Origin of the sequence: Paenibacillus sp. FSL W7-1279 (genome assembly GCF_037969845.1) — a bacterium.
Classification (GTDB): domain Bacteria; phylum Bacillota; class Bacilli; order Paenibacillales; family Paenibacillaceae; genus Paenibacillus_AQ.
Map to the genome: position 1 here is coordinate 4,188,645 of NZ_CP150215.1, position 23,144 is coordinate 4,211,788.

Below are 23,144 nucleotides of genomic sequence, written 5' to 3' on the forward strand. Positions count from 1 at the left end.
CTCATCTCTCCCAAATCCGGTATTCTAATCGATGCTAAAGACCGGTGTGTAATTGCTGCAGTATCTCTTCTTTCGTCTTGGCCTCTTTCAGACGGATCAGGCTCTCCTTCTCCCTGAGCAGGATGGTCAGCTCCGACAGCGCTTTGAGGTGGGATTCGCCGTCAATCGCAGCCAGTACCAGAATGACCTGAACTTGATGCCTTGCTTCTTCTGAGAAGGCGACAGGTTCCTCCAGCCGCAGCAGACTGATGCCCAGCCGCCGGACACCATCCTGCGGCTTGCCATGCGCAATCGCGATACCCGGAGCAACGACGATATAAGGGCCTAGCGCCTCGACTTTGGAGATCATCGCATCAATATAGGCTTCATCGATGCGCCCATCCTTCAGCAGGGGCTCGGAGGCATCGCGTACAGCGCTCCGCCAGTCGGCAGCTTTTCTTTTCATTTGGATCATCTGTCCGGTGAGCAGATCCGATAGAGATGGCTTGCGTGCTTCACTCAGCCATGTTTTCCCAACGGACAAGTAATGGTTCAGCTCCTCCGTAAGACCTGCTTCGTCCCTAACCACGGCGTATTTATGGACGATATCGAGCAGTGCTTGAACCGAGTACGCCGGGGTCTTAGAATTACGGCCGGCAACCATGTTGACCTGGTTCAGCAGGTGCTCCTTATCCTTATCGCTGAGAATCGGATTCACTAAGAGAACGGGCACTTTGCTATCCGGCAATGGGACCGTTGAGAAAATAAAATCAACATGGTCTTCATCAAAGGACTCGTAATTCCGCAGTGAGAGCACGGCCGTAATATCCACTGCCGAGAAAAGGTTCTCCAGCTGCGATTTCAGCATTCGCGAAGCGGAAATGCCGTTGACGCAAACGATGGCTGCCTGTCGCCGTACGGCCGGCTTCGTGTTCTCTCTGCGCAGCCAGCCGCCGAAATGCATCGCGAGATATCCGATTTCGTTGTCGTCAAGTTGACGCCCAACCAATTGTTCGAACGGAGCCGCGGATCGGCGGGTCAGCTCGAACACTTCCCTGTACTTGGATAGGATATTTTCGAGCAGCGGATTTTCAAGACCGAGTCCGTATACGATCCGATAATAAGCCGGCTTCAAATGAACAAGCAGATTCTCTTCCATCGTTTCTCTGTTCGGCAGGAATACGCAGGCGTAACGCTGAAAATCATCCGTCATCTGTCTGGTCACTTGCCGAAGCTGCTTAAGCACCTCTTCGGATCCGGTCATCTGTTCCATCCGGTTAACCCTGGCTCCCAGTAAATGCATCGTAAAGTAGCAAATCTCTTCGTCCGGGATGGAGACGCCGAACATTTGGCCAAGACCTTCGGCAAGCCCTGCGGCAACTTCGTACTCCGGTTTCCTCCGCAGCACGTTTCGTTCATCTTCATCTATCGAGATAAACTGTCCGGTCTGAATCCGCCTTACATATAACAGGAACCGTGCCGTCAAATGAAATAACATCTCATCCGTCAAATCTACGCCCAGCGTTATTTCGCTATCCGAAATCAGGCGATACACCCGCTTCAGGTGACCTGACTTCATAGGGGGAAATAAGACTTGGGCGAGATCCGGACTTTCCGATTCCGGATTCCGGTTAAATATCTGTTCCCAGCCGGCATGACCGAAAATCTGTCCGAAGTATTGGCTCAGGGCCTTCCGCTTGTCACGTTCCTCCCCATGTACGCCATAGCCCCGCTTGCGGTCGTAGGTTACTTTAAGTTTCGAGATCTTCATGTCCGACCGAACCATATTCAAATCCTTGAGTACGGTCCCTCGGCTAACCTGCAAAAGGTCCGTAAAATGATGAACAAAGAGCGGAGCCTCCGCCGATAACAGATAAAGCGACATCCAGGCCATTCTTTCCCGTGGGGACAAATAATACTGCTGTGTTTGAGGCTTCCCGGTAGACTGCGGAAGACCGGACCGGCTTTCATCCGGCAAATAATAGCCGACTGTCCTGACGTATTTGACCGGCGGAAGATGAACCGCTTTCAAGTAGTCGTTTATTTTTTCCATATCATAATAGACGGTTCGTCTGGAGATACCGACCTTCTGCATCAGTTCTTCCAGCGACACATAATCGGCTGCTTCATGAAGCAGCGTCAAAATCCGGGTACTTCTTTCGTCCAGAATACGGCATCAACTCCTTTGCCGTTTAGTGTGGTACCTTTTGCAATTCGATTATACCCACAGGCATTTCATGAAAGACAGTTCAATTCATGGAGACCCTTTTGTGCAAAAATGAACTCAAGTGGTTAAAGTTATGTAGACCGTCAACATACTTTTCATTAAATAACTCCGCGAACTTTTCAATTAAGTAGGTTATATGCACAAAAAAAAGCACAGGCGAAAAGGGCCCATGCAAGATTTTGTTTGCTTCCCGATTGCTATGTTAAATCAATGCCTCTGCATTCTGAAGTAAGTAACGTGCAGCATCGCTATGGACATGTTTGCCGCTCTGTGCTTGAATTTCGTGAATAAAACTGTTCAGTTCACCCTGGTCGAGCTTTGTCCTCAAGCTGTTCGCGATGCCGTTGTTGTCAATCCATCCGCCCTTCTCAAACCTTGCGACCAGCGCTTTGAGCGATTCTGTAGTCGCCGTCGTTTGGAAATCCACACTGGCTCTCCCCATATTTCCTGCTGAATCGTAAACTGTAAGTTCTAATGAATGACTGCCCACTGGCAATGTAAACAGTGGAATCGTTGCGCCTTGTTCCAGAGGCCGACCGTCAAGCAACAAAGTTATCTTCTTAGAATCGACGCCGGACAAATCATCGCTTACATCAAATTGCGGCAATAAGTCCTGATCAATACCGTAGCTTTCTGCTGCCGGATCGCCAAACGTAATAAGAGGGGCCTTTGTATCCAGATTAAATTCAATCATCTTCGCGGGCTCTAGGTTACCCGCATCATCCTTTGATCGATAGCTTATTGTATATTTGTCGTCTTCACTGAATGTAACAGGTTCAGTGTACGGCTGCCATGAACTTCCACCGTCCAGACTGTATACCGATGCGGTTACTTCTGATAATGAATCCTCCGCGGCCAACGATAGCGTTACAGGCTGGACATACCAACCGTTATCGCCGTCCGGCTTCTCCGGGGATAATGTCGCCAGCGTGTTTGGCGGAACCGTATCCTGCGGCTCGAACAGAAGCAAGGGCCGGTAAGCTGCATTCGTATGCTCCTTAGAGCCGTACATCACCCAGCCGGTCGAGCCATAGTTGGTCGTTTGAGCCAGCTGAACGGCGATTGTACGATCACCAGCCATGGCCGCATTCACTTGTGCCGTTACATCCAAGGTTGCCGGCGTCCCCGCTGCCGGGACGGTCCAGCTTCCGATTAGGCTGCCGGCGGCAGGCTTGTTGTTCCATGTCATGCTGCTTTCGGTCCATGCATGATTGCTAACTTCAAAAGCGACGCCTTGTGTGTTGGCAAGTCCGGCACTTGTCGGAACCAGGCGGATTTGCGCGCTTTTGACCTGATCCGGCAGATGAGATAAATCAAATTTCAAATAGGAGTACCTGTGATAACCTGCGTTGGGATCGTTTTTGATAACCAATTGATCGGAAGATCCGAAGTTCGTGTTTGCATAAGACCCGCTGCGTACGTAGACATCGTCGGAAGGCAAGATTGCGTATCCAAGCGTTACGAATAATTCATTGGATGCGGCGCTTTCGTTACCGGCGCCATTAAGTGCTTTTATCGTAAAATAATACGTTGCCCCGTCGGCTAGCCCTGTGACGGTATACTGGTTATTTCCGCTGACTGCGGATATATCCACAGTATTCGTATAGTTGCCGGGCGCTGTCCCGTAATCAATTCGGTATCCTGTTGCTCCTGCGCTTGCGGACCATTTCAGCGCAGCTGAACCGGGTCCTGGCAAGGCTTCGATCAATTGTGGCGCCACTGGCGGCGTCGTTGACCCTGTGCTCAGCTTAGCCAGGAACGTTTTCCCGATCGCTCCCGCCGTATTGACTTCCAATACCGTCGTCGGTGCAAACTGCTTCACTGTAACCCCCGGGTCGAGCCGCAACGCGCCGGTTGTCGCACGGTGAATTTCGACTTCAATAGTCCCTCCGTTTGCTTGGGTCGGATCTGAAACCCCGATTTGCAGCTCATCTCCGCTCTCAACGATGGTGACGGATGATTTCTTATTGCTAGTTAAGTAATCGGCTCCGTTCACTTGAACGGTTTCAACCGCATCCTTCCAAAAGTTGGCTCCGACCGCCATTTGATCGGTGGTCTCCATCACCGCCTGTACGTTTCCCGTGTTTTTCAAAACCGTAAAGCCCGGGTTCGCCGCATAACCGGCCGCCTCACTCGTTGTCGCCCCCGGATAAACGGCATAGGCATAGGAAGCTTGCACCGGATCGATACCGTGATTTAGCGCAAGGCTGGCGTATTGCGCGGATAGAAGCTTATCGCTTCCATCGGTGTTGATATCCTTCCAGGAGCCGGATCTCGTTTCTCGAAGACCATGGACCGTCGCCCCTCCAGGGAATACGTACGCGATATCCGCTCCGGGCTCGCTTCCAGACAGATGCGCCCACTGTACGCCTGTCATCGCCTCCGTCCACCCCGTCGCCGCAGGCTTAACCGTTCCATCAACCGTCAACGTATTTGAACCGTTCTCGTTCAGCTTGCGATTTTCAACGATCGTCTCTACTGATCGACCTCCGGTGCTCGAAATGTCGGATCCGAGCGCTATATATTTGTCGCCGAATAGAAACCATGACTTTTTGCCGGATAACGGAGTACCCGTGTTTTTCGACATCGAAAATTGCATGCCGACCGTACCGTAAGGGCCATCAATCGATGAACCGCCTACCCAATTCGAAGTATTGAATTTGAAGCTGAACGAGCCCACGCTCCCCGTAGAGCCGTCCGTAGTCGTTCCCGGTAATCTCACCGGATCAATCGTTGGCCAATAGGCCCCCGAAAACTGCGTCTGGTCCGCATTGTACATGTAGGCTGCGCCTGCGCCTTGCCACCATGGCTTGGTATTTTCGCCGTTGCCGTATTCAAAAGCCGAAATCCGCGTCGAGAACATACCAAGCGCCAGGCCGAAATCAGGCCTTAAGTGTACGGCGCGATCCATCCCTGCGAATACATGGGTATCGATCATATCGCCTGCGGGTTCAACGGATGGATCGCCAAGCAGTGCTTTGATTTTGCCGATGCTGAAAATGGACAGCCCCTCCGTATAACTCGGGAACGTTGTATCCGACATCATTTGGCCTTTGGCAATTTGGCGAACCGTTGCGGCATCCCGAGCGTTCAGGCCGTCGGCGAGCATGACGAGTGAAGCCAGGATTTTCCGTCCCGCCTGGTGATCCTGTGAACTTTCGCGCGATATCGCACGCCCTCGCACCGTATCCATCATCGCGCCTTTATACAGAAAAGGGCGGTAAGCCTCCGTTACCCAACGAATGACATTCGCGATATTCGGGTCCGTCACATCCCAACTCGAACCGCCTAGAAGATACAGCAGCTTCGCCATATCTTCGAGCAGAACGGCACCGTAGCTTCCTGTATACGCGACATAGTCATGCTGGATAAATGAACCGTCCTCGTAAAAGCCGTCCCTGCTCTGTACATACAACAACACCTGGCTGATCGCGTCACGGCCTTGCGCAATCTTGGCATCCGATTTATTCAGCACGCCGCGCAAAGAGACAATTAGCGCTTTATCAAGCCGATTCGCACCGGTCTCCCGGAGTGAAGGAGAATTTGTGCGATAGGTTGGATCCGGAACGAATTTGTCCAAAGCCTTCGTGTAGTTAGCTTTTTGCGTTGCGGACATTTGATCATAAATCAAGACCATCGCATCCGTCAGATTCATCGGCACGCCGATTTCCCAATCCCACCAATTTCCTGTCTCGCTCTTCGTTTCGTTATATTTGTTCGCATACATCCAGTCCAGGCCACTTAGGATGTCTGCAGCCAGCTGCTTATCCCCTTTGAGGGAAGACCCTGTTGTGGAATAGGCCAGAGCCATTTCCTTCAGCCTTACATAGTTGGATGAGATCGTGCTGGAGACACTCCAATTCGCCAGATCGCTCCACAGATAAGTTCGTCCGGCGTTTGTGTTCATCGCTGACCAGTGCTTGTTCGCGTTGGTTTCGATTTGGCTGATTTTCGCTGCAATTTCCGGGTCCGACGTGTCGATTGCCGTCCCCCCGGTCAAATATACATGCCACCTCTCCCTCAGCAAATCGAACTCGTCTGCAGCGCTTGATGCTTGTATCGGTCCGGTAAACAACAAAATGGGATACAGCATGAAACTGGTGAGAAGAGAAACCACCATGCATTTCCGCCAACGTAAATTCATCACAATACCACCTTCCATCATTCAAATTAGACTGCCAATGGTTAGCCCCAGCATCCTTTTGCATGAATTCCGTCTGTTTCATCACCCCCCTCCCGGCTTTAACGCCATCCGAATGATCCACTTCAGGCTTTAATAACAACGACAATCCTTGTTTTGTTATAAAATATCAACTTGCAAAATACGAGATCGAGAAAAAGCCACATTCAAATCCCCAGGTTGCATGGTGCATCACAACAACATTCTCAAAGAACGAGGTAGATTGAATATGGCTCAGTTTGAACGGAAGAATATTCGCAGCTTATTCAGAACATTTTTGGAATTCTATATTGGTGAAGAGAAATTGCGTGGGAAAGGGTAACTTACCGAGCATCCGGCTCATGCAGCGGCATTTCCGCGACAAGCCCGTCGCTTTGGCGGATCCATGTCTCAAACTGTCGCTCATGTTCTCTTAATCGAATGACTCTTGCGCCCGTCGGAAATTTGTCTTTGCGCACACCGTCTACATAACTAACGTAACGAGTAGACCTCCCATAACAAAGACGAATGCCTTGCAGTGTCCCGCAGTAATCATTCGAGTGATCATGTCCGACAAACGTGCCCATAACATCGCCCATCTCCACCATGGCGGCGAACAAGCCGGAGTTCAGTTCAGGCGAGCTGATCCATTCGCTACAGTGGCCCTCGCACACCTTCGTCTTCCACACCTCTTTGTATTCCGGGAGCGGAATATGGAAAAAAGCCAGTGCAGGCAAAGGCTCTCCACCATTTCGATCGGCTAATTGCCGAGATTCAGATGCATACCATTCGATTTGATCCCGGCGTATCCAATCGTATCCGCCCACCGCATCCATCGGTGAGTAATCACCGCTGTCTAGGAAGAACAACGAAGCTGCCGGCCTTCCCTTGGAATCGTCAACCGTCAGCACATAATTTCCGGCTCCGCTTACGCCCGGTGGATCCGGTTTGGCTACGCAATATTCATGCAGGAGCTGCTCCTCATGCATCCTTTTACGCGGTACGCTTCCTTCCGAGTCATGATTGCCAAACACAGCCGCCCATGCTACGCGGTTTTCCTCAGCGACAGCGACAGCGCTGCGGAACGATTGCAGCGGATCTTTACTTCTAGCGCTTGCCGTCAAGTCGCCTGCAAACACAACAAGATCCGGCTGCTCAATCGCAATGATTCTCTCCATCGTCGCCTTCGTCATCGAGTCGAGAAGCGGCGTCTCCGGATCGTGATCCTCAGCGTCAATAAACTCTACATCAGAAAACTGTACAATGACAAACGTTCCATCCTCACGAAACTTCAGCTTTTTCTCCAAGATATACCCGCCCCTTTGTCACATATTCCTTCCAATACCATAACCCGATCAAAACGAATACAGCAGCGCACGCCAAATACATCGATGTCACGCCATACTGCGAGCCGACCACCCAATAAATTAACGTCGGGCCGATCGCCGCCCCTAAATCGGTAGATACGGAATAAGCAGTCATGACTGTAATAACGGAAGTACTCTTCGCAGCGTCAGAAGCCATGGCGTCCATAATGGTGCCAAGCGCAGTGCTTGTGATCATGACAAAAATAACGATAACAATCCATATACCGAGCGGCAGCTGCCACGGAAGTAACGCATAACCCGCTGCCGCACCCGCAAGCGAGAGCATGAATAAAGGCAGCCTTCCTCTCGGCCCATCCGTACGCTGTCCGAACCATCGGGCCAAGAACGGCTCCCAAGCACAGCGAAGCGCTGTCAATACGCCGCCCAACACCGTGCTGCCGATGATCAGACCGAACCACGGGATTCCCTTTGGATAACTCGTATCAATGAGATACGTAAGCGTCGCGCCGAACACGGCGTGCAGCAAGGATATAATTAGTCCGCTTATCACGATTTTCTTTACCTGCAGCGACCATACCGTTTTTGTCTTACCGGGAGGTAATTCCAGTTGATGTGAGCTGGACGCTTTTCCCGGACTTATGGATGCCGCGATCAACGGAAGTCCGGCCAATGCCATCAAACCAAAGATGATCGAGACGGACTGCAGTCCGAGCATGGGTACGAGAAACCCTCCGAACAGCACGCCAACCAGGCTGCCCAGGCGCCACAATCCGTTATACGTTCCCATAAATCGCCCTCGATTGGTATCGTCCGAGTAACGAATGACGGTCAAATATCCGCCCATTCGCATCAAGGACCATGCAATTCCCCACACCGCCCGCAAAGCTATCCAAAGCACGAACCCTTTGAAGACGCCGTATCCTACTGTGGTAAGCGCCGCTAACAACACAGAGATGAATAGACCGGTTCGAAGCGACATGCGATGATACAGCCAGCCAATGACAGGATTAAGGGGCAGCCTTACTAGTCGGTTTACGGACAACAGCACGCCTACCTGCCAAAGGGCGTCCAGTCCCGCTTCCTTCCAATACACGGGGAGGACAATGTACAGCATCGAGTCGCCGAAGAGGGTTAGCGCCGTTACGATACCGACAATCCTAATCTGGCGCTGTTCTATCGCGTTGCTGCTGTCACTCGTCATAGGTCGACGATCAGGCCATCGTAAGCCACCTTAATGCCCGCGGGCTCGAAAGCGCGATCAAAATCATCATGCAGAAAATCGGAATTGTGTGTAAAGTGAGTCACGTATATAAGAGCGTCACGCCCAAGCGTACCTTCGTCCCGCCATACGCGCTGAACCTCCAGCACACTCTCAATCCCCATATGATTTGGATTTCGCTTATTGTTCGTATAGCTATGCGTACAATCAAGGATCGCCATATCGATCCTTTTGCGTTGAAGCCATTCCCAAGTATCGTCATGCGGCCATCCGGTGTCATTGCCGTAAAATAGCGTTTTGCCCCCTTTTTCTATGTAAAACAGCAAACAAGTTTCCATGGGGTCATGATTCGCAAGCAAAGGGGTGACTCGTGTATCGCCCAATGAAATCGTCTCGAACGGGCGCAATAAATGGAAGGCAAACCTGCCTCCAGCGTCCGGCCCCAGTGCAGTAACGGTCTGGCTAATGGCAACATCGTTGCCATAGATATGTAAGGGATGATCGATACCGTGCGCAAATCCTTCAACTCGGTTGTACAGATCCGACGGCTGAAAATGGTCGTAATGCGTATGCGTAAACAACAGGTGCTCAACCGCACCCAAGTCGATCCGATCACGGAGCGCCTGCATATGGGAATCTGCAGAATAATCGACCTTGATCAAATCGTCGATCAAAATAGAGCTTCTTGTTCGAATATTTTTTCCTCCAAGCGACCTCGCCTTGCTGCAGGCATCGCAGCGGCAGAACGGGTTTGGAAATCCTTCGGCTGCGGCTGTGCCTAGAAAATGAATCTTCACTGGTTTCTCCTCCTTTTGAAAAGCAATGGTTCATTTCTCGGTTCCTTGATTTGATACAAATAATACCACATATACACAATCAATCACATACATTATTTAATTAGGTGCAACTCTTTTTCTGCCGGAATCTGTTGAGTATAAATACTCTAGTTAATCGATAAACTGCCTGGTCGGAAGAACAGTAGAACTGTGTGAGCCATGTCGGAATATTAGAAACATACAAACACACACAAATACAACTCCATAACAAGCACTTTCAAAATATATAAAAAAAGATTCCTGGTTCGTGGAAACCAAGAATCGTTCATAGGATTTTTATTATTTGTATACGATTTCGATGCCGTTCTTGCGAAATTGTTCAACGATATCCCGGTCGATTTTGGAATCCGTCACAAACCGTTCGACTTCCGCTGCCCCGCATACTTTGATAAATGAATTTTGCCCGAACTTGCTGCTGTCTGCGAGGGCGATGCAGCGCTTTGCGTTCGCGAGCATTATTTTTTTCACTTGAATTTCGCCGACTCCGTAATCTGTAATCCCTGCTTCCAACGTAACCCCGCTCATACTCATAAAGAACAGATCCGCATGGAAGCGTGATGAAAACTCCTCCGCCAAATCTCCGATGATGCTTTGCTCTTCATGACGAATTACGCCCCCGGTCATAATCACCGTATATCCTGGCATCGAAACCAGTTCGTTGACGATCGGAAGCGAGTTCGTAATCACGGTTAATCGATCGAACTTGGCTTTCAGCGCCTTCGCAATCTGGGTGTTTGTCGTACTGGGATCAAGCGCGATGGACATCCCTTCGGTCACATAACGTACCGCGATTTGAGAAAGCTCCGCCTTCTCTTCCATATATATCGATTCGCGGATCGGCAGCGGGATTTCCCGGCTATAGTCGGGCTCCTTCAGAATCGCCCCGCCGTGCACCCGCCGCAGGTAGCCTTCGCTTTCTAAATATTCCAGATCACGTCTGATCGTCTCAAACGAAACTCCGAAATGCTCCATGAGCTCCGACGCTCGAATCGATTTGTCCTGATTCAGTTTCTGAATAATGATTTGATGCCGCTGCTCAGCAAACAACTGCTCCACTCCTTACTTGCCTAAACTTCTTAATTAGAAGTTTACCATAAAAAGCATGTAATCCTCCTGTTCTACCTGATTGTGCTATTTCGTTTAAGATCCAGCCCACACTTATTTTACAAATAGCTTCATCAACCGTATGTAAATCGGACTTATCATGTAGCCAGTCGGGTTAACTGAATATCTTTTACCCGTGTTCAGCTGCCGGATTCGGTCCATTTCTTCCTCGCTTAGGTCAAAATCAAAAATTTCGCTGTTTTCCTTTATCCTAATCAAATTTGACGATTTAGGGATGATAATAATTCCACGGTTTATATGCCAGCGTAATACGACTTGTGCAACTGACTTTTGATGATTACGGGCAATCTCAACGAGAACCGGATGCTCCAGCAAGGCCTTGTTTCCTTGTCCCAGTGGTCCCCATGCTTCATGCAGTATCCGATCACGATTCATATAATCATGCACATCGTGTTGTTGAAACTCTGGGTGCGTTTCGATCTGATTGATCATCGGTGATATCCGAGATTGCTTTTTGAGATGCTCCAAATGCTCGATTTCGAAATTTGCTACGCCGATAACTTTAATTCTCCCTTCCATGTACAAATCCTCCATCGCCGCCCATGCCTTCTCGTAATGAGGGCCAGCAAAATGAATCAAATACATATCGAGATACGTAACATTCAGTTTCCGACAGGTCTCCTCAAACGCCTTCTTCGTTGCGCGATATTCAAGATCGGTTGTCCATACCTTTGAAGTAATGAACAACTCTTCGCGTGGAAGACCGCATTGAGATCCATATTTTCCCTTGTTGACATAGCCGCGAATTTACGCGGCTATGTCAAACATAAACACCGATATATTCACACGTACTCAACTAGAGCCATTTAAAAAATCAATGTCGCATTCACGAAAGGCTTGACCATCATTCATCTCATATCGCCGTGAGCCCCTCTTTTTTCCGTAAAAAAGTACAGTAATGCCAGGATCGGAAATAGAACGCCAACCCACATCGCCGCTTTCCAGCCGCCCATGGCGTACGCCCAACCCCCGGCTGCGGAGCCAATGGCTCCACCCGCAAAAAAGATCGCCATATACATGCCGTTCAGCCGACTGCGCACCTCAGCTCCCAAAGCGAAAATCGCTCGCTGTCCCAACACCAAATTGGCGGACACACCCATGTCGAGCAGAATAGCAGCAATTACGAGGATAACGATAGAAAATATAGAACCTCCAGGAAACATAATCGGCAAAAGACCCGATAGAATCACCAGCGCGATGGACAATCCCGTTGCCGAACGTATCAGGCCTTTATCTGCAAAGCGGCCAGCAATAGGAGCCGCCGCCGCACCAGAAACCCCTGCCAAAGCGAAAAGTGCTACACCTGTTGAAGAAAAATGAAACACCGGACTCGTTAAAACGAGCGGAACCGTTGTCCAGAACAGACTAAACATGCCGAACAAAAACGCGTGATACAGTGCGCGGCGCCGCAGAATCGGCGTTGTCTTGAGCAGATGCAGCATGGATGAGATGATAACCGGATATTTGTCCTTCGTTTGCGGCTGCCTTGCCGGAAGGACTTTTGCCAATACAAGAGCCAGTACCAAGAGCATAGCGGAGGAAATCATAAAGATGGCATGCCAGCCGAAATATGTATCTACCATACTCGAAACCGGACGGGCCAACATAATACCCAATAACAAACCGCTCATTACGTTGCCTACATTACGTCCACGCGTCTCCTCAGGGGAAAGATGCGCCGCATATGGAACTAGGATCTGGGCCGCAACGGCCCCGACACCTATAAACAAGGAAGCGGCAAGAAACAGAGCCGCACTTCGGGCTTCAGCCGCGATGATCAAAACAATAGACGTCAGAATCAGCAGCATAACCACCAATTTGCGGTTTTCAAGCAAATCCCCCAAAGGGACGATAAATAACAAGCCGATCCCGTAACCGATTTGGGTCAGCGTCACGATCAGACCTGCGGCTTCCGAAGATAACCCGATGGCCGAGCTGATCGATTCAATTAAAGGTTGAGTATAGTAAAGATTTGCAACGATCAACCCACAGGCAACTGCAAGAATCAGCGTGATCCATGTTGATACGGATTTCTCCGGCATTTCCTTTTCGTTTTCAGACATTGATAAACACTCCTTTTTTATGAATTATTGCGTTATATTACAGGAACGTTCATTCCAGAATAGAGACAATTCCCCCCTCCTATGCTCATAAGCAAGGGGAAATCCTTTCAGGAATGATCATTCCAGTTTCCTAAAAAAATAGGTTTACAGCATCTCGAAGACCGCATCCATCATACCATGGACTTTATTAATATCGCTTTTGATTCTGGCCATTACGTTAATGCTATGGTTGAGGTTCAGGAGCAGGTACGATAACATTTTAATATCTTTCTCCGGGGCTATTTCTCCCGTTTCTTGCCCTTTCTTTAACGTCTCATAAAACAGCTGCTCCAATTCCGTAAAGCTTTGGCGAATCGTATTCTGCAAAGGCTCATCCACCGTATCCAAACCAACGGAAGCATTCGTAATCAGACATCCATTAGGGAAAGCTTCGCCGTGCGTGGCAAAAGCGTTCATGATATGCAGCTCGAAATACTGGCGGATTCCCGCGATCGCAGAAGTTGCATGTATCATTTGATCACGTTTTTTTTGCGACATTTTTTTATAATATTGGATGGCTTCGTAATACAGCGTCTGTTTATCCTGAAACGTTTCGTACATACTGGATCTGCTCAACTCCATGGATTCCAATAAATCCGGTATGCTTGCAGCCTCATATCCTTTTTCCCAAAAAACGATCATGGCTTTGCGCAGCACTTGCTCCCGGTCAAATTCTTTGGTCCGTCCCATCGATACTCCCTCCTTTTCTACATGAGTATATACCAATCGGAACGAACATTCCAGTATTTATTTTTAAACAGCAGAGGACGATCAAAATGATACGGACTGAGATGATCTTCAAACGGCCTTGGTTTTCCACAATGAAAAACATTCGTCTATTTAAATAGATTTTCGATGACCCCACGATCGAAGTCGTTTACAATTTTATATTCCTTGCCATACCTTTTGTGATTGCTCGAACCGTTATGGATTCGAACGTGGTCAGGGCTAAAGAAGTACATAGAGAAGGTCGGGCCATTTCGACCCTGAAACCAAACTTCATATTCTTCGCTACCGTAATCCACTCTGCTGGTTTTACGCAGTTTGACTTCGGAAAAGCTGTTCATAATCCGCTCAATCTCCGCAGGATCTGTAATTTGTATCTCTTGCTCGTTCGAACGGAACCGATTTTTCCTGACGCTCATATGGTTTATGGTCTTAGGCTCAATCAATTGATCGAGCACCATCTCCTTAAACGATGTTCTGTTTTGAGACGCCGAATATATCGTTGCGCTGATTAGAATCAGGACACAAATTGCCAGAAAGATATACCATGTACGCTTGTTCAGCCGCCATCTCCTCCCTCGTCTCGAAATAAAGCGTCCACTTTGATTATAACATCAATCACAGCCCAGAATTATCCAATATCCCAACCACATGTAAACAACATATAACCATGCTTGTTCTATCCTACCCTCCCATTTAGGATGACTGGAATTCGTCGATCAACGAAATCCCATGTATAATCCGCATCCTGCTATCCCTTAAAAAGTCGCGAGTCCAATCGTCTGGTTGACTTAAATCCCAGCTTCGGTGCATGCCGACGACTACGATAATTTCACGCAGCCTCAGGAAAAGCCCCAACTGATCCCTCCAGCCCTCAGGCATTTGACGGTTATCCTCTGTATAGCCTCGCTCAAAATGTTTCATGAAAAGCTCGTACTGCGCCTTTCGTTCAACTTTGGAATCTTCCCCAAATACATACAGCAGGTAATATAACTGGATCGCAATGTCTTCGACATACCAACTATACTGACATTCGTCAAAGTCGAAAAGCGTTAATTCCCCTGATTCATCAACCATAAAATTTCCTACATTGATATCTCCGTGTATCAAACCGAAATTATCAGTAGTAATACGGAGACTGGACAACTGTCTCTTAAGATCATCAAGCGCAAGAAGCATGGGTAGGTGCTCTTCCGGTATATATTTTTGGGCCTGTAAGAGGTATTCATTGTTTTCCCAAGTGTGCCTTTTTACCTTTTGTTTGTAACGCTTCGACAGTTCATGGAGACGGCCAGTCACGCGTCCACATTGCTCGTAAAGTAAGGGATTGCCTAGGCATTCCGGATATCCGATTTTACGACCAGGCGCATATCTGAAAGAGGTCACGTAGAAATCAATATGAGTTCCTCGGATTCGTTCGAAGTCGTTTCCATTCATCGAAGATAACGAGTCTGAGACCGCCAGCCCATTCTTTGATAGATAACGAATCCATTCTATTTCAGCTGCAAGTTCTTCTCCTGTGCGATGAGTGCTCGCTGTGAAACGGAGGATATATTTTATATCATTGCGATCATAGGAATATATAAAGTTTTGAAATCCTCCAAGGAAGGTCAGCTCCTTGGAGCTGACTCCGAACCGCGCTGCACCTTCATTGGCATGTTCGTCCAAGAACATTAATTTTACGTTTTGGTCCATACGCCCTCCTGTATGCGAATCCATATTCATATGCTCCATAACGGCGCGATATACGTATATAAAATATTGTGAGCCAGCATCCATGTCAATACCACCATAAGAATCGGACGGATGCCGGGCATGACAAACACCTGACGGATGGTCATTCTTTGATTTGCAGGCTGCCCGGGATAGTCCGGCACCTGCCACAGAACCCATCCAATTAATACGAGAGTCAGCAGAGACATGAGTCCGAATACAAGGCGCCAACCAATGAGGTCACCGAGCAAGGTGCCCACCGGCACACCGAGTGTAAGAGCTATCGGAGTGCCAACCATCGCGACTGCTAAGGCACGGCCTCTTAAAGCATCCGAAACCATACGCCGTGCGTACCCGGCAATCATCCCCCATGCGGCACCCGCAGATACGCCGGCAAAAAATAGAGCGACCAAAGTCAATACATAGCTGCTAGACAATGCGGTCATCGAGTTGAAGATCAAAAAACCTACAATAATGGCTAGCAGAAGCGAACGTCGTCTCATCCCTCCGGTAAACATCGCAAACGGGATTGCCGCCACAATGGAACCCAAAGCATAGGAAGTGACGAGTTGCCCGGCCATCCCTGTCGCAATATTCAAACCTCCCGCAATATGCGGCAGTAAACCCGCCGGAATGGTTTCTGTAAAAATACAAATAAATCCAGTCATCGCAAGCGCGAGCAGTGCTAACCAAGGAAGCCTGGCGACGGGCATGTTGCCCGTTTGTGCCGTACCCTTAGAAGATGATAATTGTGGCAAAATAGTTTCCTCCTCAAGAGCAAATTATTTATGGATCGATCATTCCACATATTAGATTGACCCTTCTCTCTTGTCAAGGACTTCTGGATCGATTAGTATAGAATTAGATAAAGGAGGGGCATTTATATGGCACGAACGGGACGTCCACGCGCTTTTAACCGTGACGAGGCAGTTGCTGCCGCCATGCTTCTGTTCTGGGAACACGGCTACGAATCCACTTCGCTAGCTCAGTTGCGTGCTGCCATGGGCGATATTTCTGCAGCGAGTTTTTATGCCGCTTTCGAATCAAAAGAATCCCTGTTCCGAGAAGTGATGGATCAATATATCTCTACTTATGGACAAGTCTCTGAAAGTTTCAGGGATACAAACCTGACATCAAAAGCGGCCATCGAACAAGGACTGCGACGATCGGCTCGAATGCAGACAGAAAGTTCCCATCCTCCCGGTTGTCTGTTGGTTTTGTCCGCCGTGAACTGTTCACCCGAGCAACAACATATCCGCGAGATGCTTGCCAAGGAACGGGCCAGAGTCCATGGTTGGCTAAAAGATTGTATCGAGCGGGCCGTAGCCAATGGAGAGTTGCCGGATTCAACGGATATCCCCATGCTGGTAACCTTATTTGAAACATTTCTGCAAGGAATATCAACGCAAGCCCGGGACGGTATTTCATACGAAGCAATGGATGCTGCCATCACTCAACTGATGAGCGTATGGGATGCCTTATCGACGCAGTCAGGCTAACGAGAGCATCATTTAACCATTAATGAACAATAAACCTGCTAGCCATAGCTAGCAGGTTTTGTTTTCTAACCATGCTTAATCTGTTGCTGAAAACCCGGTCTTTTCAGTAAGCATCGTATTTTTTCAGCCATCAAGCAGTGTAATGAGCTTTTGCAGGAGAACAGGCTCTTCGTTTTGGAATTCATCGAACCGAAGCCTCAGCCGATCAAACATTTCGTGGTCTTCGCGAAGTTCATGACGAATGTACTGATCTCTCAGCTTCATCGCCCTTTTGGTGATATCCTTGTAGCCAGCCACCAGCTCCTCGTCATACGGGATGATCGCCTCGTCCACCAAGTATCCGATCCGCTCGCTCATCATTTTTTTATGTTCCCAGAGCACATGAAGGTGTCTTACATCGTTACGGTCACCGAGCCGGGAATCGTTGCCCTCTGCGGCATCATAGTACAGCCGTAAATAGTCGTATACCTTGATTCCGAATGCTTCTTCGTTGTCCGAATTGTAATTGATCCGGTTGAGACGGGTCTCTCCGTTTAGATAATCGCGAAGTTGGTCAATCGCGGCAGTTCTATCAAAAGGATATGGAGAATGCGGCTCGTATTTATAAAAGTAAGTATGATGATCGGCCGTGAGCTTCTCCTTTAGAAGATGCCTCATGGACTGAACGGCGTCCTGAAACTCCCGGAACGGGATCTGCAAATTGCGGTATACTCCCGTACGATCGAACATCGACGCATTGAAGATCCTTTCGTCCCAATCGTAACCATATAGAAAAAGATGATGCGGGAACGGCTCTCTCTGATAGGAGGCCGCAGGCGATAATCTGGCTTCATCCAAAAACACAACGCAATAATAGCCGTTTCGGATCTGATCCGCGAAAAATTTCGGCCAAGCGTCCAATGCCAAACTCTCCAGAATCGTATAATTGACGGAGCAGGTGAGAAGAAACGGGTTGTTGAAATTCAGTTCGTTGGGCTTGCCCCGAAAAAAATCAAAGTAGTACTGCCTGCCGTCCTCCAGAAAGTTTTTTTTGCAGAACAGCTGGATAAAATTGCTGTAAAACCAAGGCTTCGTTTCTTCATGGATGCTGGTGATGGAAAGTGTGTAGGCCCACCGCAAAAATCCTTTAAGCGGCGGATTCACCACCGGTAGCTGAAACGCGTTCATCTGATTCTCCTCCTTTCTTACAAGTGATCCGGAATCGTGATAGCAGTCTTCCGACGATTTAACCCGACACGTCTACTTCCTTCTCTGATGCGAGAATGCAAGCTCAGCTTTTTCGCCCCACCAAACTGCCGGATTAACTGCTCGCGCTGCTGTAACCTTTCACTGTCTGTTTCCAGAGCAGCCGAACAGCTGCAAAGAGCAGAAGCGAAGCGATCAGCGCCAAGCCCGCATGGAGCCAGTTAATCTGCCCAAGCAGAAACATTGGTCCGAAATTGGTAATAAGGAACAGAGGAATAACAAAAGTCCCGACCCGCCGGACCCAGGCCGGGTATATAGCCATAGGGAAATTGTTGGCGTCCCAAACGGAATGCGCGATCTCCGACACAGAGCCCGTCTGGACGAACCAGAATGAAAGCAGCGCCGGGATAATCATCAGGCAGTAAGTGATGACAACGGAGACGAGCAGCAGCAGGGCAAACCCCGCTAGCTGCAGGAACGTCAGCGGAATATCCATCGCATGCCAGCCGATGCCGATCATGACGAACCCAACCAGAATATCAGGGATCGGCAGCGCCAAATCGACGTAACGCAAGGAAGCCATGAACTGAAGGGATACCGGCTTCGTCAGCATGAAATCAAGCGAGCCGTCTTTAACATATTCCGGAATTTTCATGAAATTTGTAAAAAACAGGCCGACATAAATTCCGGTCACCACCGTGTGCATGCCTATAAATAGAAGCAGCCCTTCGGGCGGTATGCCATCAACATGAAGATCGGTACGGAACACGACCAGCACATATAGCAGCTTGGCAAGCAGGTAGACGGATTCGACCAGCAGGCTCATCATAAAATTGCCCCGAAACTCCATTTGGGCGATGAGACAATTTTTGATGAATAAACCGTACAGACGCATGTATTTCCTCGTGATTTTAAACATATGCAACGTCCGCTACCCCCCTGCTGCCGAATATTTCTTCATGGAAATGCGCCACGTCAGACGGGATAACCAGAAGAACATCAGAATCCACCCACACTGGATGAGCAGCCCTTGGTACATAGCCGCCGCTTCCGCTTTGCCGCTGAGGATATTGACCGGAAAATAAATCGTGTACGGGAATGGCGTGTACTGAAGTGCCTTCACTACCGACTCCCCGAAGATCTCGAGCGGAAACATGCCTCCGCTTAAAATATTGACAAGTAAACTTGTAATGACAAAAAAATAAGAGATCTCATGCAGATAAAATGCACTCGCGCAGATGCAGTAAGCGATCAGAAAATTGAGCAAAAGCGCCCCCGACAGCGTAACCGCGAACAAGATCAGGCGTATGGCCTGGAGCTCCAGCACGCCACCTGCAGATGCGAACCCAATAATTCCGAAGAGCAGCAAAGCCGTAATCCCGTAGTAGATCGCCTTCTGACCGAAAAAAGATACCAGCCGATATCCGAAATAGCTGACCGGTTTGATCAAATACTTGTTAAGACCGCCGTTTTTGATATCGTCGGCAATCTGGTGCTCGAACTGAGTCGCGATCAGCTTGGACACCAATCCCGCCAAGATCGTATACAAAATAATTTGACCGTACGAATACGAGAACAGCGCAGCCTGACCGGAATGCCGGTACACCGCCGTCCAGATGAAATACTGGACAAGAATCGGAAACGCGGCCCCCACTAGACCAAGAAAAAAATGAAAACGGTACTCCATCGAATGCTGGACGCCCATTGAAAACACAGCCTTATACAATTTGCGTCTGTTCATCCGACGGATTCCTTGCGGTAGAGCATCGATATGCTCTCCTCGATCGCCACGTCCTCGATCGTCCAGTCAACGATCGGAAAGGAATCGAGCACGGCACGCGACACTTCCTTCAACCTGTACTTTGGCAGCTCCAAAACAGCGTTGTAGTCGTCTGCGCTGACGATTTTCCCGAATTTGGCCAACCGCTGCTCGGCAACGGGTTCGGAGAAATGCAGCCTTATAATTTTCTGCTCGTCAAAAAGATCGTTGATTTTGTGAAGATCACCGTCATACAGAATACTGCCTTCATTAATAATGATCGTCCGCTTGCACAGGTCCTCCACATCCTTCATGTAGTGGCTCGTCAGCAGGATCGACGCACCGAACTGTTCATTGTAGTATTTCAGAAACTCCCTGACCTTCTTCTGCGAGGGGAAATCGAGGCCGATCGTCGGCTCATCGAGATAAAGCAGCTTAGGGCGGTGAATCAGAGCGGCGATGAGCTCCATTTTCATCCGCTCCCCAAGGGACAGCCGGCGCACCTGCACATCCAGAAGGTCCTGCACATCGAGCATTTCCGATAGCTCGGCAAGACTCCGACGGTAGAGATCATCGTCCACGTCATAAATACATTTGTTCAAATAAATCGACTCGCTGGCGGGAAGGTCCCACCAAAGCTGGTTTTTCTGGCCCATCACAATGGAGAATAGCCGTTTGAACTCGTTCTTTCGCTCCCACGGCACATAGCCGAGTACAACGGCTTCCCCGCTCGTGGGATATAGAATGCCCGATAACATTTTAAGCGTTGTGGTCTTGCCCGCCCCATTGGGCCCGAGAAATCCGACACACTCGCCGGGACCGATATCGAAGGAAACGGATTTAACCGCTTCCTTCACCAGTGACTTGCGGGCAAATAAATTTTTTAATGAATGTTTGAGCCCGGCTTGTTTCCGGTAATACACAAACGATTTGTGCAGCTCCCGCACACGGATAAAATCCATCTCCGATCCTCCCAAACGTTTGCCTGATTTGCCTGATTGAACGGCATAAAGTTTAAACGCTTAAACTCCATTGTTATAAAGAAGTACGCATTTTGAGCAAATCGGCATCAGACCGCAGGCCAGCACCTCGCGCTGTTTCCGAAGATCTTCACCATGAAAAATATCCGCTACGCTATCTTCATACAGATTGCCGACGCTGAATTCCGGGAAAAACTTGCACGGATTCACCTTGCCGTCCGGCATTACGTCCATCCGGTTCGAGATCGAGAAGCACTTCGTGCGGTTCATGGCCGGTTTCTCGCTTCCCCGGATAAACCCTTCCACCTCTTCGGGCTCCAGTGCGGGCTGATAGCGTATCCGTACATTCCATACACGCGAATTGACACGTTTCAGCTCTTCGATCAGCGTGTCGAAATGGTCCGGCGAGATATGGAACTTGAAGGAGTGCCAGCTGTTCTTGTGGTCGTCCGCGAAGCGGGAGGCAAGGTGCGGGAAATGAGCATCGAAGTAGGCGTCCATTTTCTCCGCCGTCCCGGAAGGGATGTACCAAGGGAAGCAGAAATATACCGAATCTACGCCCATCTCTTCGAAGAATTCCATAAAGCTGTATAGCTGGCCGACCATCTGGTCATTTACCGTCAGAGCTACGGACACTTTGCCTTTGTACAGTCCCTGCTTTTGTAAATCCAGCAGCAGCTCTATGGCGTGGATCACTTTCTTGAACGTGCCTTTGCCTCTGATCGCGTCATTCTCTTTCTCGAAGCCTTCCAGGCTGACCAGCATGACCAGATTTTCTGACATTTTCAAGATGGAATCCAGCTTCTTTTCAATGAGGATCGCGTTCGTACAAATCGTTGTGTAACGGTCTTCTTTGGCCAGCAGCTCCGCCAGTTCATCAAACTTGGAGTAGAACAGCGGCTCCCCGCCCCACAGGAATACGCGCGATTTGCGTTCTCTCGTTTCGGCCAACAGCTTCTCCACGACAGGAATCTCGATTTCGTCGTTCTTTACTTCTTTGGCAAAGCCGTGATGGAAGCCTTCCGGATTCCATTCGAAGCAGTGCTTGCAGCGCAGGTTGCAGCCGTTATTAAGCTTGATCCCGATCTCATAAGGCACGGGGGCCGCATATGTCGGATCCTCCTTGAGCTTCCTTCCCGTTTCCGCGAGCGGCACCAGGGTTCTTTTCATATTGCGGAATGTTAGTTTATCAAACGTAACTGCTGTTTTCGGCTGCATAGATGTTCCTCCCATAATGGTTGATTTTGGATCGCTGCTCCAGCAAACATCTGCAAATCTCCTGCAGTTTAGGTTTTGAAAAATCCCGGGCTTTCCACTCCGCAAAACGGATACCGAAACCACGGGATTCCCAATAGGCTGAATTGTGAAGCTCATGGTCGCCGAACGGTTCCAGCATAACAAAAGGGATTCCGAATGCCAGCGAGTCGTTCAGGGTCGCTCCCCCCGGTTTGCTGATGATTGCGGCGCAATTACGCATCAGGTCCGTGTAAGCGGAATAACTCCCGAGCGGAAACTCCCGAAGAACACCATCTTGCCGGACATAACGAACCATCGGCGGAAACGTGTGACACCCCTGCGCATCCTTGCTCCACGGATCCCAGGAGGCCTCCGTTCCGAAATAGCGCGTAACCCCGTCGTCCTCCTTCACCTCGGAGGGATCATATACGATCACATCAAGGCTGTGGCCGAGCTTTTGAAGTTCTGAGATCGTCCCGGCATAGGTCCCGATCCCCCAGCCACCGCCATGGATCAGAATGCGTCCGGTACGCTGCGCATAAGGCAGAGGTGCTTCTTCGTCCGTAGCAAGGTAGCTGCCCGGCGAGAGCTTTGAAGGATCGTAGAACCAGACGTTGTCGTAGCTTAGGTATAATTGCTTGTGCACCTTATAAGACGGTGTATCAATCGCATCCAGCCGAATCAGTCGGATGTCCAGGGGGATCTCCGCAGCTTCCTTATAACGCTCCAGAATCGGCAGCCAGAAGCCGGTAAAGACCACAAAGCGGGTGACACCGGCCTGTTTCCAGCCTTCCAGCATCCTCCGAACCGTCTCCTCGTCCAGAGAAGAGTCAACGGGCTTGGCCAGCTTATGCCCCATACGGGCAACGGAGAAATCCGCGTGGAATGCTTTTTTGGTGGACCGAATCTTGTGCCGGACCTCTTCGTGATACAAGTTCTCCAGAACTTGAACGTCTGTTCCGACACCTCTGCTCTGCAGGAACATGTGCAGATGCATAGCCGGAATGTATGCGCCAAGAGAATTCCCGGACGCCAGCAAGGTAACCGAAGATGAATTCATGGGCAGCCTCC

General features: G+C 49.4%; 18 protein-coding genes and 1 pseudogene. 1 reads left to right on the plus strand and 18 read right to left on the minus strand.

The annotated features are described in order from the left end of the window. Positions 1-34: 34 nt before the first annotated feature. The 12 genes and pseudogenes from MKY82_RS18570 to MKY82_RS18625 all read right to left on the minus strand — a co-directional run. The gene (locus MKY82_RS18570; RefSeq protein ID WP_194543091.1) at positions 35-2,122 is read right to left on the minus strand and encodes a BglG family transcription antiterminator; all 2,088 of its coding nucleotides are present in this window, start codon (positions 2,120-2,122) and stop codon (positions 35-37) included. A gap of 286 nt (positions 2,123-2,408) precedes the next feature. After that, positions 2,409-6,350: a polysaccharide lyase family 8 super-sandwich domain-containing protein gene (locus MKY82_RS18575; RefSeq protein ID WP_339294060.1), complete on the minus strand. Its 3,942-nt coding sequence runs from the start codon at positions 6,348-6,350 to the stop codon at positions 2,409-2,411. Positions 6,351-6,709: 359 nt separating this feature from the next. After that, positions 6,710-7,672 carry a metallophosphoesterase family protein gene (locus MKY82_RS18580; protein ID WP_339294061.1) on the minus strand — a complete coding sequence of 321 codons (963 nt, stop codon included), beginning with the start codon at positions 7,670-7,672 and terminating at the stop codon, positions 6,710-6,712. Further along, positions 7,647-8,894: an MFS transporter gene (locus MKY82_RS18585; RefSeq protein ID WP_339294062.1), complete on the minus strand. Its 1,248-nt coding sequence runs from the start codon at positions 8,892-8,894 to the stop codon at positions 7,647-7,649. The genes MKY82_RS18580 and MKY82_RS18585 overlap by 26 nt, the downstream gene beginning before the upstream one ends. Further along, on the minus strand, positions 8,891-9,709 hold the full coding sequence (locus tag MKY82_RS18590) for an MBL fold metallo-hydrolase (protein WP_339294063.1): 819 nt from the start codon (positions 9,707-9,709) through the stop codon (positions 8,891-8,893). Before MKY82_RS18590 ends, MKY82_RS18585 begins: the two co-directional genes overlap by 4 nt. 318 nt (positions 9,710-10,027) lie before the next feature. Then, positions 10,028-10,795 (minus strand): DeoR/GlpR family DNA-binding transcription regulator, encoded by a 768-nt coding sequence (locus MKY82_RS18595; RefSeq protein ID WP_194544835.1) that lies wholly within the window; start codon positions 10,793-10,795, stop codon positions 10,028-10,030. Between the two features lie 111 nt (positions 10,796-10,906). Then, entirely contained in the window at positions 10,907-11,560 is a 654-nt protein-coding gene (locus MKY82_RS18600; RefSeq protein WP_339294064.1) for an aldo/keto reductase, read from the minus strand. Between the two features lie 161 nt (positions 11,561-11,721). After that, positions 11,722-12,936 (minus strand): MFS transporter, encoded by a 1,215-nt coding sequence (locus MKY82_RS18605; protein WP_339294065.1) that lies wholly within the window; start codon positions 12,934-12,936, stop codon positions 11,722-11,724. A 144-nt stretch (positions 12,937-13,080) separates the two neighbouring features. Then, a complete protein-coding gene (locus tag MKY82_RS18610; protein WP_194543100.1) occupies positions 13,081-13,665 on the minus strand; it encodes a TetR family transcriptional regulator in 585 nt (194 codons plus the stop codon). Between the two features lie 146 nt (positions 13,666-13,811). After that, complete coding sequence (locus MKY82_RS18615; RefSeq protein WP_339294066.1) at positions 13,812-14,147, minus strand: hypothetical protein; 336 nt, start codon at positions 14,145-14,147, stop codon at positions 13,812-13,814. Positions 14,148-14,397: 250 nt separating this feature from the next. Beyond that, positions 14,398-15,396 carry a phosphotransferase gene (locus MKY82_RS18620; protein WP_339294067.1) on the minus strand — a complete coding sequence of 333 codons (999 nt, stop codon included), beginning with the start codon at positions 15,394-15,396 and terminating at the stop codon, positions 14,398-14,400. Positions 15,397-15,437: 41 nt separating this feature from the next. Then, a pseudogene (locus MKY82_RS18625) lies at positions 15,438-16,127 on the minus strand (MFS transporter); the annotation flags it as partial. A gap of 171 nt (positions 16,128-16,298) precedes the next feature. Here MKY82_RS18625 and MKY82_RS18630 point away from each other — a divergent pair. Then, positions 16,299-16,913 carry a TetR/AcrR family transcriptional regulator gene (locus tag MKY82_RS18630; RefSeq protein WP_339217765.1) on the plus strand — a complete coding sequence of 205 codons (615 nt, stop codon included), beginning with the start codon at positions 16,299-16,301 and terminating at the stop codon, positions 16,911-16,913. A 123-nt stretch (positions 16,914-17,036) separates the two neighbouring features. Here the strand turns inward: MKY82_RS18630 and MKY82_RS18635 are convergent, their stop codons facing one another. From MKY82_RS18635 to MKY82_RS18660, 6 genes are all read right to left on the minus strand, one after another. Continuing rightward, positions 17,037-18,080 carry a hypothetical protein gene (locus tag MKY82_RS18635; RefSeq protein ID WP_339294068.1) on the minus strand — a complete coding sequence of 348 codons (1,044 nt, stop codon included), beginning with the start codon at positions 18,078-18,080 and terminating at the stop codon, positions 17,037-17,039. A 133-nt stretch (positions 18,081-18,213) separates the two neighbouring features. Beyond that, on the minus strand, positions 18,214-19,017 hold the full coding sequence (locus tag MKY82_RS18640) for an ABC-2 family transporter protein (protein ID WP_220687388.1): 804 nt from the start codon (positions 19,015-19,017) through the stop codon (positions 18,214-18,216). Positions 19,018-19,029: 12 nt separating this feature from the next. Next, positions 19,030-19,839: an ABC-2 family transporter protein gene (locus tag MKY82_RS18645; RefSeq protein ID WP_220684945.1), complete on the minus strand. Its 810-nt coding sequence runs from the start codon at positions 19,837-19,839 to the stop codon at positions 19,030-19,032. Beyond that, positions 19,836-20,819 (minus strand): ATP-binding cassette domain-containing protein, encoded by a 984-nt coding sequence (locus MKY82_RS18650; RefSeq protein ID WP_339294069.1) that lies wholly within the window; start codon positions 20,817-20,819, stop codon positions 19,836-19,838. Before MKY82_RS18650 ends, MKY82_RS18645 begins: the two co-directional genes overlap by 4 nt. A gap of 60 nt (positions 20,820-20,879) precedes the next feature. After that, positions 20,880-22,055, minus strand: a complete 1,176-nt coding sequence (locus tag MKY82_RS18655) for a radical SAM protein (RefSeq protein ID WP_339294070.1) — start codon at positions 22,053-22,055, stop codon at positions 20,880-20,882. Further along, positions 22,027-23,133: a hypothetical protein gene (locus MKY82_RS18660; protein ID WP_339294071.1), complete on the minus strand. Its 1,107-nt coding sequence runs from the start codon at positions 23,131-23,133 to the stop codon at positions 22,027-22,029. The genes MKY82_RS18655 and MKY82_RS18660 overlap by 29 nt, the downstream gene beginning before the upstream one ends. Positions 23,134-23,144: the final 11 nt, after the last annotated feature.